This is a genomic window from Pseudoteredinibacter isoporae (assembly GCF_011602085.1).
Lineage (GTDB): Bacteria > Pseudomonadota > Gammaproteobacteria > Pseudomonadales > Cellvibrionaceae > Pseudoteredinibacter > Pseudoteredinibacter isoporae.
In genome coordinates this window covers 237718-252665 of sequence record NZ_JAAONY010000004.1, presented here as the reverse complement: position 1 = coordinate 252665, position 14948 = coordinate 237718, and the positions used below count along the sequence as shown (strand labels likewise).

The 14948-nt window shown below is 49.8% G+C and carries 13 protein-coding genes; all 13 read right to left on the bottom strand.

Going from position 1 to position 14948, the window contains the following annotated elements:
- Positions 1 to 12 precede the first annotated feature (12 nt).
- Complete coding sequence (locus G8768_RS19900; RefSeq protein ID WP_166843270.1) at positions 13 to 1314, bottom strand: M18 family aminopeptidase; 1302 nt, start codon at positions 1312 to 1314, stop codon at positions 13 to 15.
- A 214-nt stretch (positions 1315 to 1528) separates the two neighbouring features.
- On the bottom strand, positions 1529 to 2401 hold the full coding sequence (locus G8768_RS19895) for an NAD(P)-dependent oxidoreductase (RefSeq protein WP_166843271.1): 873 nt from the start codon (positions 2399 to 2401) through the stop codon (positions 1529 to 1531).
- A gap of 123 nt (positions 2402 to 2524) precedes the next feature.
- The gene (locus G8768_RS19890) at positions 2525 to 3319 is read right to left on the bottom strand and encodes an undecaprenyl-diphosphate phosphatase (protein WP_166843272.1); all 795 of its coding nucleotides are present in this window, start codon (positions 3317 to 3319) and stop codon (positions 2525 to 2527) included.
- 48 nt (positions 3320 to 3367) lie between these two features.
- Positions 3368 to 4135, bottom strand: a complete 768-nt coding sequence (tsaB, locus tag G8768_RS19885; RefSeq protein ID WP_166843273.1) for a tRNA (adenosine(37)-N6)-threonylcarbamoyltransferase complex dimerization subunit type 1 TsaB — start codon at positions 4133 to 4135, stop codon at positions 3368 to 3370.
- A 186-nt stretch (positions 4136 to 4321) separates the two neighbouring features.
- A complete protein-coding gene (locus tag G8768_RS19880; protein WP_166843274.1) occupies positions 4322 to 5188 on the bottom strand; it encodes a hypothetical protein in 867 nt (288 codons plus the stop codon).
- 508 nt (positions 5189 to 5696) lie between these two features.
- Positions 5697 to 6716, bottom strand: coding sequence for a ferrochelatase (gene hemH / locus G8768_RS19875; protein ID WP_166843275.1), 1020 nt, complete (start codon positions 6714 to 6716; stop codon positions 5697 to 5699).
- Positions 6717 to 6855: 139 nt separating this feature from the next.
- Positions 6856 to 7506: an adenylate kinase gene (adk, locus tag G8768_RS19870; RefSeq protein ID WP_166843276.1), complete on the bottom strand. Its 651-nt coding sequence runs from the start codon at positions 7504 to 7506 to the stop codon at positions 6856 to 6858.
- A gap of 410 nt (positions 7507 to 7916) precedes the next feature.
- A complete protein-coding gene (gene mazG, locus G8768_RS19865) occupies positions 7917 to 8711 on the bottom strand; it encodes a nucleoside triphosphate pyrophosphohydrolase (RefSeq protein ID WP_166843277.1) in 795 nt (264 codons plus the stop codon).
- A 26-nt stretch (positions 8712 to 8737) separates the two neighbouring features.
- Positions 8738 to 10984 (bottom strand): GTP diphosphokinase, encoded by a 2247-nt coding sequence (relA, locus tag G8768_RS19860; RefSeq protein ID WP_166843278.1) that lies wholly within the window; start codon positions 10982 to 10984, stop codon positions 8738 to 8740.
- Positions 10985 to 11133: 149 nt separating this feature from the next.
- Complete coding sequence (gene rlmD / locus G8768_RS19855) at positions 11134 to 12588, bottom strand: 23S rRNA (uracil(1939)-C(5))-methyltransferase RlmD (protein ID WP_166843279.1); 1455 nt, start codon at positions 12586 to 12588, stop codon at positions 11134 to 11136.
- 138 nt (positions 12589 to 12726) lie between these two features.
- Complete coding sequence (gene cysM, locus G8768_RS19850) at positions 12727 to 13623, bottom strand: cysteine synthase CysM (RefSeq protein WP_166843280.1); 897 nt, start codon at positions 13621 to 13623, stop codon at positions 12727 to 12729.
- A gap of 170 nt (positions 13624 to 13793) precedes the next feature.
- Positions 13794 to 14195: a holo-ACP synthase gene (acpS, locus tag G8768_RS19845; RefSeq protein ID WP_166843281.1), complete on the bottom strand. Its 402-nt coding sequence runs from the start codon at positions 14193 to 14195 to the stop codon at positions 13794 to 13796.
- The gene (gene recO, locus G8768_RS19840; RefSeq protein WP_166843282.1) at positions 14188 to 14928 is read right to left on the bottom strand and encodes a DNA repair protein RecO; all 741 of its coding nucleotides are present in this window, start codon (positions 14926 to 14928) and stop codon (positions 14188 to 14190) included. Before recO ends, acpS begins: the two co-directional genes overlap by 8 nt.
- Between the last annotated feature and the right edge of the window lie 20 nt (positions 14929 to 14948).

Sequence of the window (14948 nt, the reverse complement as noted above, 5' to 3'; positions counted from 1 at the left end):
CAGATCTTCAGGTTATACCCTTTGTCTGGCCAAAAATCTATTAAAAATCTGATGCATGGTGTAACAATCTTCGCTACCGGCCAGCTCTCGAATCGAGTGCATACCAAAGGTCGGCACTCCGACATCAACCGTGCGAACACCAATTTCAGTGGCCGTGATGGGTCCAATAGTACTGCCGCACCCCATATCGGCCCTCGTCACGAAGGTTTGCACCGGTAATTCTTCCGCCAACAGTTTAAACAATCCCGAAGTTTCACTGTTACTGGCATAGCGCTGATTAGCGTTAATTTTGATCACCGGGCCGGCATTCAGTTTAGGGCCATGGTTACCATCGTGCTTGTTCGGGAAGTTCGGATGAATACCGTGGGCGTTGTCGGCGGAGATCATCACGCTGCGGTTAATAAGCTGCTCACGCGGTGTAATATCTGGCCATACCCGCTCCAGAAAACTTGCCAGCATAGGTCCTTGGGCACCACAGGCAGAAGCACTGCCCACCTCTTCGTGATCATTACACACCAGCAGGCAACTCTGTTCGCCGTCCGCAATTAACAAAGACTCCAGACCGATAAAGCAACTTAACAGATTGTCCAATCGAGCACTGGCCAAAAAGTCACCATTGAGACCGATGTGTCCAGCTCCCTGGCAGTCATAACAGCTGATTTCAAAATCCAGAATTTGGTCAATATCCAGATCCGGTTGCTGTTTTAGCAATTCATCACGTAGTAATTGCTGAAACGCCATAGGCTCTTCACTCAAACCCAGCAATGGCGGCATATCCGTTTGCGGATTCACGCTGCGCTTATCGTTGACACCCCGGTCCAGATGAATAGCCAGGCTCGGAATGGTCGCCACAGGGCGTTTGAAATCAACCAGGGCGGATTGCAGCTGCTGATTCTGGTCACTGAAGCTGACTCGCCCAGCCAGAGATAAATCGCGATCAAACCAGGGATTCAAAAGAACCCCTCCGTACACCTCTACCCCCAATTGAGCATAACCGTGCTGGTGAAGGTCAGGCTGAGGTTTTACCTTCAGACACGGGCTGTCAGTGTGCGCACCCAACATTCGAACACCGTGCTCCAGAGGATCGGCCTCGCCATAAACAAAGGCGATAATCGACGAATCGTTGCGACAAACATAGTATTTATTGCCTGCAGACATCTGCCAGGCATCAGCCTCGTTCAGGGCTTGAAAGCCAGCAGCCTCCAGGCGGGAAGCCATGGCTTGTACGGCGTGGAATGGCGTTACGGATTCATCAAGAAATTCTATACAGCGCTGCAAAAACTGATTCGCAGCCGCTTGATCGTTGGCAGTCATACTTCCCCTTAACTATTACACTCACAGCGAGATCAGGTGAGTGTGCATCTTAGCAGTTTTAGAGCCAAAGCTCAGCCCGCGCCTGATGCTCAAAGCACTGCTAGCAAGTATAGAAGAAGCTGAAAAATACGCCCGGTAGCTGGTGATTAGCCGGCCTAGACAGCGAATGGAAGGAAAAGGCCGCTGCGATCACAGCAGCCTGAAGAGTAGCTTATCAATCGCGCTTTAAACGAGCTAACAGGGACGAGGTGTCCCAGCGACCGCCACCCATCATTTGAACATCGTTATAGAACTGATCGACGGTTGCCGTCACCGGCAAGGAGGCGTTAATGCGCGATGCTTCCTGCAACACCACAGCCAGATCTTTACGCATCCAGTCAACCGCAAAACCGTGGTTATAGTCACCCGCCAGCATGGTGCGATAACGGTTTTCCATCTGCCAGGACTGCGCAGCCCCCTTGGAAATAACATCCACCACTTGATGTGCATCCAGGCCGGCTTTTTCAGCAAAGTTCAAACCTTCAGCCAGACCTTGCACTAAACCAGCGATGCAAATCTGATTCACCATTTTGCAGAGCTGCCCGGAACCGCTTGGGCCAAGCAAACGGCAAGAACGAGCGTAGTGATCGATCACAGGGTTCACATGATTGAAGACGGTTACATCGCCGCCCGCCATCACAGTCAGGCAAGCATTTTCAGCACCGGCCTGACCACCGGAAACCGGTGCGTCCAGGAAGTGCAGTTTGCGACTCTTCGCTTCCAGATTCAGCTCACGAGCCACTTCGGCGGAAGCCGTTGTGTGATCCACTAAAACCGCATCCACTTTCATGCCTGCAAAGGCACCATTTTCACCCAAACAAACTTCACGAATATCGTTGTCATCACCCACGCAGGTGAAGACGATTTCAGCACCTTCTGCGGCCTCTCTGGGCGTCAGGGCCATTTCACCACCAAATTCGGATTTCCAACGTTCCGCTTTTTCAGTGCTGCGGTTGTAAACGGTAACGGAGCAACCCGCTTTTTGAAGATGCCCCGCCATGGGGTAACCCATAACACCCAAACCTATAAACGCGACTTTCTGATGCATATTGTTCTCCAGCAATAAATCTGGTGAGTGGAGTTCGCTAATCTGAACGAACCATCAAATCAAAGATATTTATTGTCATAATAGACCAGCCTTCCCATTTCGCCCCTTTTGCCGCCCGTTGGACTAGACAAATAACGCAAAAAGAATAGCTGCTAAAACAATTCGATATAAAACAAAAGGTAACATTCCCATGCGTTCTATGACGGCCATAAACCAGTACACACAGGCGTAGGCGGATATCGCAGAGACAACAACGCCAATGGCAATTAAATCCCACTGCGGAGTAGCTCCGGAAACCAGCTCCAGACCTTTGTAAGCACCACTCAGTACAATAATGGGAATCGACATAAGGAAAGAGAAACGTGCAGCTGCATCACGTTGAAAGCCCAACAACAAAGCGGCGGTCATTGTGATGCCCGAGCGAGACGTTCCGGGAATTAATGCAATCGCCTGGGCACAACCAATAATGAAGGCTGCCCACAGGGTCATTTTCAGCAAGGATTTTTCACGACTTCCGAATTTATCGGCAACGCCAAGAAGCAAGCCAAAACACAATGTCGTACTTGCTATCACCAGTGGAGAGCGGAGTTCGCTTTCGATCAAATCATTAAAGGTCAATGCGGCCAAACCAGCAGGAATGGTCGCGATGACTAAAAACAGAAGGGTTTGGCTTTCGGGATTCCATTGCCGATTTTGGACACTTTCGAGCGAGCCCAATGCAATCGATAGTACGTCCTTTCGGAAAAACCAGACGATTGCCAGCAGAGAACCCACATGTACGGCCACATCAAAAGCCAGACCCTGATCCGGCCATCCCAAAACAGCGGAGGGTAGGATTAAATGCCCGGAACTGGATATGGGTAGAAATTCCGTGAGCCCTTGTAACAAGGCCAGAATAATCGCCTGCAGGCTATCCATTAGTACTCCTGATGCGCTCAATAAAAAGGGCCGTTCCCTGTGACGACATTATGGCTGACGAATACGTTGGCGTTTTTCCCAGCTTACTTCATTACGTAGATATACAGGCTGTACCTGACGAATATCTTGCACATTACCGCTTTGCCACTGATCAAATCCGAGGCGCAAAATTTCCTGAGCCCAAGGCTCGATATCAAGATCCTTCTGCCCTGCCCTGTTTAATATTTCAGACAGCTCAGGATATTGCCAACCCGGGCCACAACAATACACGGTGGTCTTGGGAAACTGACTTTCGATCAGCTGCTGCATTTTTTCGGCAGCAATATCGGGGTTATCCAACGCATCATCCTGCAAGGCCAGAAGCTTTTCACCGTCGTGGCTATAAGCCCCCCAATACACCTGATTCATGCGCGCATCCAGGCAGCTCAAAAAGACACTTTTCTTTTCCGCTTGGGCGTTGATATCCGGCAAATTCGATTGCGCCATTGCCGATCCCATTGCCGCCAGTGTTGAAATAGGCAAAACCGGAATTTGCAACCCATACGCCAGTCCCTGGACAACCGCGAAGCTGATTCTAAGCCCGGTAAAGGAACCTGGTCCCGCTCCAAACGCAATCGCGTTCAGCTCATGTCTATCGACAGCTTCCTGCTGCAATAATTCATCGACCATGGGTAACAATAACTGGGTGTGCTGACGGGGAGCCTGTCGGCGTAATTCTCTGATATCCAGTTCCGCCAGAGAGGTTTGCTGGCGAGTATCAACAATGGCCACCGAGCAATAGTCAGAAGCGGTATCCAGAGAGAGAATATAGCTCATAGGGAGTGTAAACCTGCAAAATCAAAAGACGGATTTTACTCTAATTCCGGGTTTCTGTTCAGATAAATTTCCCCGCCAGCGTGTTGCTCGGGGGCTCGTAAGCCGCTATCCAATACCACACACATAAAAAAACCCGCCTCTGCTACGCAGGGGCGGGTTTATTCTCATCCAACTAAAGAAGCGTAATTACTTCCTCTTGGCTGGACGACCGCGCTTCTTAGCGCTAGCACGTGCCTTCGGCTTGGCCTTGGCAGCGGCTTTTTTAGGTTTGGCTTTCGCCTTCTTAGGCTTGGCTTTCGCCTTGGAAGCAGCCTTCTTAGCGGCGGCCTTGGCTTTTGCAGCGGCTTTCTTCTCCGCAGCTTTTGCCTTGGCAGCAGCCTTTTTCTCAGCCGCTTTGGCTTTAGCAGCCGCTTTCTTTGCAGCAACCTTCGCTTTTGCCGCAGCCTTCTTCTCTGCAGCCTTGGCTTTAGCAGCCTCTTTCTTAGCGGCAGCGGCGGCCTTGGCTTTCTCTTTCTTCTCAGCTGCTTTCAGCTTGGCAGAAAGCTTCTTCGCCAGAGTACTGACTTTTTTCTTGTCAGCGGCTTTGCGCTTGGCTGCCCACTTGCTTTGGAAGGCTTTGACTGCTTTCGCCAGGTCAGCTTCGGCTTTAGCGGCCAATTTGGCTTCTAAATCCTCCACTCGAGACTTGGCAGCCGCTTGAGCAGCTTTGGCAGCGTCCGCTTTCTTAGCTGCGGCCAGGCTTTGTTTGGCTTTGCTGATCTTGCCGCGCAGGGTTTTGGCTTTATCAGCCGCTTTACTAACTGCAGCGCTGGCAGACTTCGCAGCGCGCTTATCGGCAGCTTTTTTGCTTTTACTGGATTTTTTCTTGGCAGCTGCTGCCTTCTTACGAGCTGCAGCAACTTTCTTGGCTTGAGCGGTTAACTCCTTCACTAATTTATCCAATGAAGTTTGCGCGCGTGCAGCTGCAGGTGATACTGCTACCTTTGCTTTACTTGCGCTGGTTTTTTTCGATGCAGCTTTACGTTTCGCTGTCTTCTTTGCAACTTTGGCCATAAGGTTTCTCCTCGATAGATGCCAGTCCACTAGCACTTAGAACAATAGCACAAAAATTCAACAGCCCAAGGGCTAAAGCCGATATTATTTAAAAAAAAACCAATTTGCACGTTTTTACAACGCTTTTTTGCGCCGAAAAGAGAAATTTTTACCGTTTTTTTTAATTTTTATCTGTTTCGAGAGAATTATTGAGCTTTTTAACTCTGCTGAAGCGGCATTTAAAATTGATTTATTAACAAAGAATGAACTTCTGGGAATAAAAAGGAAGAAAACAAAGCGGAGAATTATTGGGAATTGAATTCCCTCAAAAGTATCTATGAAAAGATCCCCAAATCGATAAAAACAATGAACTGACGTTAGATTTAGGGGTGGATTTCAAGGTTGATTCAGGATTGTCCCGAGCTTGAAGCACAATTTCGACATTCAATTGTGTTTTTGTGCTCATCTCCCAAACGCTCGTTTTGAAAAATGAGCACAATTTTCATTTAGCGTGCCAATAGAGAGCTAATCAGAGCCCCAATAATTCTTCTGAAAGCTCGGCCAAGCACTCAATATGCATTGCAGAATCGTTCAGGCAGGGAATATAGGAAAAATCTCCACCGCCCGCTTCCTGAAATTCTTCTCGTATTTCCTCAGAAATTTCTTCCAGCGTTTCCAGGCAGTCTGCTGCAAAAGCAGGACATATTACATCTAGAGAGGAAAGTTTTTCCCGGCCCCATTCCTGAACGATATCGCTGGTGTAAGGTTTTAGCCATTCCGCTTTACCTAACCTAGATTGAAAACTGATTCCCCACTGTTCTTTCTCCAGGCCAAGTTCGCCAGCAAGGGCTTCGGCTGTAGCCACACAATGCTGGTAATAAGGATCACCTAAATCCACACAGCGTTTAGGTATCCCATGAAAAGACATGAGCAGGCGTTCGGCACTACCATGCTCCAGGCGATACTCCCGAACAGAGTGTGCAAGCGCCTTTATATAAGAAGGACGATCAAAGTAGTACTTGCAGACACGGGCATCGGCAATATCACGCTGTTGCTGTTGTAACTCTGCAAGCTGATCGTACACTACAGCTGTCGTGGTGGCCGAATATTGAGGATACAAAGGCAAGACGGCAATATGGTCCACACCCTGCGCTTGCAGATCTTTAATCTGTTGGGCAATTCCCGGGTCACCATAGCTCATGGCGTATTCCACGGTCACATGCTCATTGGGAAATCGTTTGCTCAGGGTTTTCTGCAAGGCGTTCCGTTGGCGCTCGGTAATCACCCTCAATGGGGACCCCTCTTCCCACCAAATCGACTGATAAGCTTTTGCCACGGCCTTGGGTCTGGTGGTCAAAATAATGCCATGGAGGATTGGCCACCAAATCAATCTGGGAATTTCCACGACTCGACGATCACTCAGAAACTCTGCGAGGAATTTTCGCACTGATTTTGGTTCAGCGGTTTCAGGGGTACCCAGATTCACAAGCAAGACTGCACGCTTTTTGGCTTGCTGAGATTCTCCGGCAACGGGAAGTGACGCAGACATGATACTTTCCTTATCAGGGACTCAATCCGACTGAGAATATTATCGAAAACCCCACTAAAGTAACAATTTACTTTGCGGTCTTTCTATCGGGCATAAAAAAGCCCCGCTGAGCGGGGCCTTTTGAAAATCAGCGAGTGGTTTATGCCAGAGCGGCAAATACCTTCGCTTTAATGTCTTCCATATTACCGACACCAGGTACATTGGCGTATTTGGTTTCAGCTTTTCCAGAAGCCGACAGCTCCTGATAGAAGTTTACCAATGGCTTGGTTTGATCATGGTAAACCGCCAAACGTTTGCGAATGGTCTCTTCCTGATCATCTGGACGCTGAACCAGAGGCTCACCGCTTTCATCATCCACACCTTCGTTTTTCGGTGGATTGTAAACCACATGGTAAACACGGCCAGAGGCTTCGTGAACACGACGGCCACTCAGGCGAGAAACGATTTCTTCATCGTCAACGTCGATTTCAATGACGTGGTCAATATCCACACCGGATTCCAACAAGGCTTCAGCTTGAGGAATGGTGCGAGGGAAGCCATCAAACAGGAAACCGTTTGCGCAATCATCCTGGGCGATACGTTCTTTAACCAGAGCAATAATAATGTCGTCAGACACCAGACCGCCACTGCTCATAATATCTTTCACTTTCAAGCCCAGCTCGGTACCCGCTTTAACCGCCGCGCGCAACATATCCCCTGTGGAAATCTGAGGGATATTGTACTGTTCCATAATGAATTGGGCCTGCGTACCCTTACCAGCGCCTGGAGCACCTAATAAAATGACTCGCATTACGGAGTTCTCCTAATATTGTAGAAACTTGTTCACAGCGGGGCCGCTCGCTCGGCGGCTCGGCTTCCCGGAGCTCTTCTATGGAGCTTATGCATACGGGATTGAGAGGGCCGTAACCATACACTCAGGCCGTATCAATCACAAGGGAAATAGCGTGGAGGAGAATCCCGACTGTTCATTATTTAAACAAAATGACAGTTTCCCCCTCCATGCGGCTGAATTCCCCATCGTTTTGGCTGCCAGGATATCACCACTCCGCTGTCCATCGCTCAAACCCGTTATACCAGCCCGTATACAGGACGTATTTTAACCGCCACACTTATTGATAGCCGCGATTGTTTAGAGCGTATAGAGCCATGTTGTTTACAGGGCACACTATAAAAGCTTAGCCTGAGCGAAATTAGTGGACATTAGTCGATGTCGGTGTTCACCTTGGCGTTCCGCCAGTATTCCTCCAGTTGTTCAGGACTGTGGGCGCTCCAACCTTCACCACTGCTCGCCACCTGAGACTCTACATTGTTGAAACGGCGTTCGAACTTGCGGTTCGCATTGCGCAGGACTGACTCGGCATCCAACTTGAGGTGGCGGGAAAGATTGACTAGACAAAACATCATATCGCCCAATTCATCGGCCATGGCTTCCTGATCGTTTGCCGCCATTGCTTCACTGAACTCGGCATGTTCTTCATCAAGTTTGTCGAGAACAGCTTGCGCGCTTTGCCAATCAAAGCCGACATTCGCGGCGCGTCGTTGCAGCTTTTGAGCGCGACTCAATGCAGGCAGTGCAACGGGAATATCGGCCAACACAGAAGACAAACCTTTAGCCGCTCTCTCCTGAGCTTTTAAGGCCTCCCAATTACTGTTAATCGCCTCTTCATCATGCAAGTCTTTATCAGAAAAAACGTGGGGGTGACGATGAATCAGTTTCTTACTGATCGCGCTGGCAACATCATTAAAATCGAACAGCTTTTCTTCCTTTCCCAGCTGACTGTAAAACACCACTTGAAACAATAAATCACCCAGTTCTTCTTTCAGCTGGGACATATCGTTGCTTTCAATGGCATCAGCTACTTCGTACGCTTCTTCCAGAGTGGAGGGCACGATTGAGGCAAAGTTTTGTTCCAGATCCCAGGGGCAACCACCTTCTGGATTACGTAACTGGGCCATTATTGCCAACAGTTGATCAATGCCCTGCTCTTCGCTCATAAATGCTCTTCGCTGTGTTTGGCGTGTTATTTTTTCCGGCTGGCGGATTCAACATTGGGCAGACGGTTTAATCGTTCCAATACCCGGCTCAGTTCGCTATAGCTGTGAATTTCAATATCAAATTGCATGCTAACCGTGTGCGAGCTTTTATTGGAGAGCGTTTGCATGGAGGTAATGTTAATGCGTTCAACATCCAACAAAGCGGTAATGTCCCGCAGCAAACCATGACGATCAATCGCTTCCACATTGATCGACACCGCATACACATCCTGCGGCGCAGCCGACCAGGACACCTCAATAATTCGAGTGGGTTCTTCCATTTGCAACTGCAATAAGTTCGAGCAATCCTGACGATGAATGGACACGCCTCGCCCTAGGGTGATGTAACCCGCAATGCTATCGCCGGGAACCGGGTGGCAACAACGCGCGAAGGTTGTCATCAAGTTACCCACACCGTCGATGTAAACATCATCGTTGTTGAACTGCTCACTGGCACGCCCGACCAATTGGGTTGGATGATGTTGATCCTGCCCCAACAGTTTCTGTGCAGCGTTCAGCACTTGTCCTACACTGATATCGCTGGCACCCACGGCGACATAAAGACTTTCCAGGCTTTTTAAATTCAAACGCTGCGCCAGGGCTTCAAAATCGAGATTATCCACTGCAAGGCGTTTGAATTCTTTATCCAGCAAAGCACGTCCGCTGGCCAGATGCTGATCCCTGGCCTGCAGTTTAAACCACTGCTGTACTTTCGCTCGCGCGCGCGCGGTATTGAGATACCCCAACGCGGGTGACAACCAATCGCGACTGGGTGACTCACGCTTGCCCGTTAAGATTTCGATCTGGTCACCCGTATTCACCGTCTGGTTCAACGGAACAATTCTGCCATTGAGTTTTGCGCCGCAACAACGATGACCAACATCAGTATGGATTCGATAGGCAAAATCCAAAACCGTTGCGGCCGGAGGCAAGTCAATAACATGGCCATCGGGCGTAAACACATAGACGCGATCCTGCTCAACACCGCGCTGTAAATCGTCTTCCAGAGCATTGGTGCCCAGCTCTTCACTCCACTCAAGAACCTGACGCAACCAGGCAATCTTTTGTTCGTAGCTGTCCTGGCTTTGATTGTCATCCGTACCTTTGTACTTCCAGTGCGCACAGACGCCAAACTCGGCCTCTTCATGCATCGAGTGAGTACGAATTTGAATCTCCAACACTTTTCGATCCGGGCCGATCACCGCCGTATGCAATGAGCGGTAGCCATTTTCTTTTGGTGAAGCAATATAGTCGTCGAATTCGTTCGGGATCAAACGCCACTGACTGTGAACTATTCCGAGAATGGTGTAGCAATCGCGAACGGTAGGCACCAGCACACGTACCGCGCGAATATCATAAACTTGGGAAAAACCGATGTCCTTGCGGCGCATTTTTCGCCAGATGCTGTAGATGTGTTTGGCACGCCCCTGAATCTCAGCCTCAATGCGAGCTTCTGTAGCGGCATCCTGCAAAAGCTGGATCACATTCTCAATATAATCCTGTCGATCAACACGGCGTTCATCGAGCAATTTGGCGATGTGCATATAGTCATCGGGCTCAAGGTAACGAAATGCGAGATCTTCAAGCTCCCATTTAATATGGCCAATACCCAAACGATGAGCCAGAGGGGCATAAACATCGGAAACTTCGCGGGCGACTCGGCGCTTCTTTTCAGCGTTTGCGTGTTTGGCCGCTCGAATGGCACAGGTTCTTTCAGCCAGTTTGATCAGTGCCACGCGGACATCGTCCACCATGGCCACGAGCATTTTTCGAATATTTTCTGCTTGTTCGGCCGACGGGCTGCCAAGCACACTCTCTTCGCTGTCATTGCGAATATTACTGATGGCCGCCATACGCAGCACACCGGAAATCAGGCTGGCGATGCTCTCGCCGTATTTTTTCTCAACTCTGCTAAGAGGTAACTTGTGTTCCCGTACGGCGCGATACAGGATTGCCGCAAGTAACACTTCGGTGTCGGCTTGTAAATCGGCCAGGATCTCGGCCATTTCAAGACCGGTTCGGAAACAGCCCTGGCTATCCGCCCAGCTGTTTTCAGAAGGCTCAACGCTCTCCTCGATTTCCTGAACGTATTGGCAAACCTGCAACATCAGGGCTTGATCGGCCGGGCTCAGCTGATCGGGATCATCAAATCGAGACTGTAAACGTCTGATCCAGGAAGGGATATCAACACTGCCATCAGCGCTGATAGGGTGATCTTCACGTACTTTGACCATAAAATTCATTCACTACGTTAAACCAGGCCATTCCAAATATGACCACTTCAGTCAGGTCCAACGATTCGTGGATGCTCCTGCTATCGAATACTATTACTGTTGTTATTGTTGTTCGGCTCAGCTTTTGATTCTTGCTGCGACGAGACTTGTCATCCTTTGCTCAGCAGCGCCATGCATTCTACATGTTCCGTATTCGGAAACATATCCATTAGGGATAATTTTTCGAGGCGATAGGAAGCATGGCCCAAGCGCCGTAAATCCCTTAGCAGGCTGCCCTGATGGCAGGAGATATAGAGTATTCTCTGGGGAGAAAGTTCGAGCAAAGTGGGAATAAAACCCGCTGCACCGGCCCTCGGAGGATCCAGCAAAACAACATCCGGCCGATTCACTGTCAACTGCTCGTAATCGGGCAGTAAACCATCCGCCAGATCCAAATTAGCTGCCATAAATTCGACGTTCTCAATGCCCAGGCGGCGCGCATTGTTTCGGGCCATTTCAACCATATCCTGGCTCAGTTCAATACCAAGGACTTTGCCCGCCTGCTCTGCCAGCGGCAAGGTGAAATTACCGACGCCACAAAACAGATCCAGCACCTGCTCGCCACCCTGCAAATCCAGCCACTGCATCGCCTGCCTCACCATGGCTTGATTCAGCTCGGTATTCACCTGAATAAAACGCCCCGGCTCAAAGGCAATAGGATGAGTGTTTATCGTATAAGAACTGTCCAGGCTACCAATAAGCGCCTCAAAACCAGCGTCCTTGTGACGCTGAACCGCGACCCGCCAATGCCTCTCCTCAAAGACTGTCTTGATGTTCTGGAGTGCCGCCGAAGGAATGTTTTTAACCACTCTCAATAACGCCAGTGGGCTGGGTTCTACATCAAGCAGCTCCACATGCCCTAGATGCGAACGCCAATCGAGTTCGGGGAAACTGGCCAACACTGAATTCAAAGCCTGCATAAGATTCTGCAATGGTTCAGTCAGAATCAAGCAGTTTTCAATGCCCAAGGTGTCATTGCTGGCCGCTTTTCGAAAACCTAGCTGGCCATTCGGGCTGATGCCCAGGCGGGCCCTGCGTCGATACCCCAATTCAGAGCTCTGCAACACAGAAATATCATCAATGGACGCTAGATCACTGGGAAAAACCTGACGGTCGATCTTCTTGGCGACGGTCTTTTTACCCAATTTAGGTTTAGGCTTACTTTTACTCTTCACCCTGGATTGAACATTGCTCAACTGTGAAAGCCCATGCCATAAACGCTGGCGTTTAAACTGCAGCTGCTCATCGTAAATTATGTGCTGTAACTGACAGCCTCCACATCGCCCAAATTCCGGGCATGGGGGCTGCCGGCGCTGATCAACCGACTCCTGGACGTCCAGCAGCTCCAGGGGCTCCCCCGTCAACGGCCCTCTTGCAGTACAGCGTTCACCCGGCAAGACAAAAGGGACTTTCAGGGTTTCCTGATTCGGCCCCTTTGCCAAGCCCTGGCCATGCTCGTCCAAACCGGTAATATGGAGCGCCACATGTTGGACCTCACCCTCCTTGCTTTTTTGGCGCAGGGATTTGGCGGTTTTCAGGCGGGAGAAGTGGGATGAACGGACCATGACAACAACGGCAGTCTTGAATAAACAATTGTGAACAGGAGTAAAGCCGCTATTTTACATTGACTCAGGATGGCAATACCACTGCCCTCACCTGAGCGTGCAGGCGAGAACAATAGAGGCAAAATTAACAGGAAGCACTCAAGGTTTATTGGCGCCGTACAGGCCTGATGATAGATAACGGTCGCCACGATCACAGATGACGGCAACGATTACCGCATTTTCCAACTCTTGATTCAGTCGCAATGCCCCGGCTACCGCACCACCGGAAGACACACCGCAGAAAATACCTTCCTCACGAGCCAGAACACGCATGGTCTCTTCAGCTTCCTGCTGCCCCATATTGATGACTCGATCAACACGCGCTTCATCAAAAATGCTGGGCAGGTATTCCTTGGGCCAGCGACGAATGCCAGGAATGCTGGCTCCATCTTCTGGCTGCAAACCCACGATTTCAATATCTGGATTTTGCTCCTTAAGATATCGCGAGGTACCCATAATAGTGCCCGTAGTACCCATCGAACTGACGAAATGGGTAATCTTGCCGTCACTCTGACGCCAAATTTCCGGGCCGGTACCCTGATAGTGAGCGAGAGGGTTATCCTGATTGGCAAACTGATCCAGCACCTTGCCTTCGCCACGACTGGCCATTTCCGTCGCCAGATCGCGGGCATATTCCATGCCCTGCTCCTGACTGACTTCAATCAAGGTCGCACCGTACGCCGCCATGGCGTCTTTGCGCTCCTGAGTGGAATTGGCCGGCATGATCAACACCATGCGATAACCTTTAATGGCAGCCGCCATTGCTAATGCGATGCCTGTATTACCGCTGGTGGCCTCGATAAGAATATCGCCAGGTTTGATATCACCACGTGCCTCTGCACGCTGAATCATTGACAGTGCCGGGCGGTCTTTGACGGACCCGGCTGGATTATTGCCTTCAAGTTTAAGCAAGATGGTATTACTGCTTTGCCCGCTCATACGCTGTAAACGGACCAGTGGGGTATTGCCGATATAGTCTTCAATCGTGGGAAACACAGGCTCACTCTCATCTTTTGCTTATTTCGAATGATCGCTATTCTAATGCCTCGCCAGCGTAGCGAAAACCACCCACTTAGAGCGATAAAGTCTTTGCTTGGGGCAAATCGTTCTAACAGCAGGGCAATCTGGAATAACAAGGTGAAATGAATTACGGAGCGAAAGAACCGTTAAACCAACCTGGCAGACAGAACCACAAAAGCGACCGCATAATCCTGCTCATCACTCAAGCTCAAATGACAGCTATCAGCGCCCAGGCGTTCCATATGAACCAGCGCCTGATCACTCAAACACACTTGCGGAGCACCAATATTGTTATTACTGATTTCAATATGGTGCCAGGAGACGCCCTGTCCAATACCGGTTCCCAGCGCTTTACCCACAGCTTCTTTGGCCGCAAAACGCTTGGCAAAATAGTGCAGAGCCTGCTGCTCACCCGCCTGAGCTTTCTGTTGGTAAATTTCCTGTTCTCGGGGCGTTAGAATACGCTGGAGCAATCGTCCACGAGTTCTCTGCAAACTGGCCGCCACCCGTTCGATTTGCACAATATCAGTGCCGAGACCTTTAATCATGTTTGGAGACTCCTACAGACTGCTGTTGCATTTGCCGCACAAACTCACGGGTTTTCAGTGGCTTGTGATCCAGTAGATGATCAAATACCTGACGCATCAGCTGCTTGGCGCAAAGCAATACAGCAGAATCAGAAAAATCTCTCTGCTCTATCGCCATTAAATGTTCACCGCGATACGCATTGTTTCGATTTCCCGCTGGAATAAATAAACCACTTGTCTGCCAGTAATAATACCCATCGGAATGAATAGGTGCATCACCTTCGCTGTGTTCAAAATCCAGGCCGTAGCCTAGCGCTGTCAGCAAATTCAATTCAAAACAGCGAAGCAAAGGCTGCAAATCGCAATTGGAATCCAACGCCTTCATGCAGGTTTCATAGGGCTCGAACAATTCCGCTGCGCTATCGTTCTCGGGCAGCAAGCGCATCAATAATTCATTAATGTAGAGAGCGCTGTACAGGCGATCGCCTTGCAGCATGAGCGGTTGGGAACGGCTTTCCCAACGCAACAGGGTTTTCAAATCGCTGCGTCCCTGCCAATCCACTTGCAGAGCCAATAATGCCTGCAGGGGCTGTCGAGCCTGACGCTTGCCACTTTGTTTGCGAGCGCCCTTGGCAATCACATTAACTCGGCCATGATCTTTGCTGAGCAAATGGACCAACAAACTGGAATCGCGAAACGGCCGGCTATGCAAAACATAAGCGGCTTGGTTTTCGACAACTTCCAGTTTCGCCATAGCGATGTCCAGAACAGAGA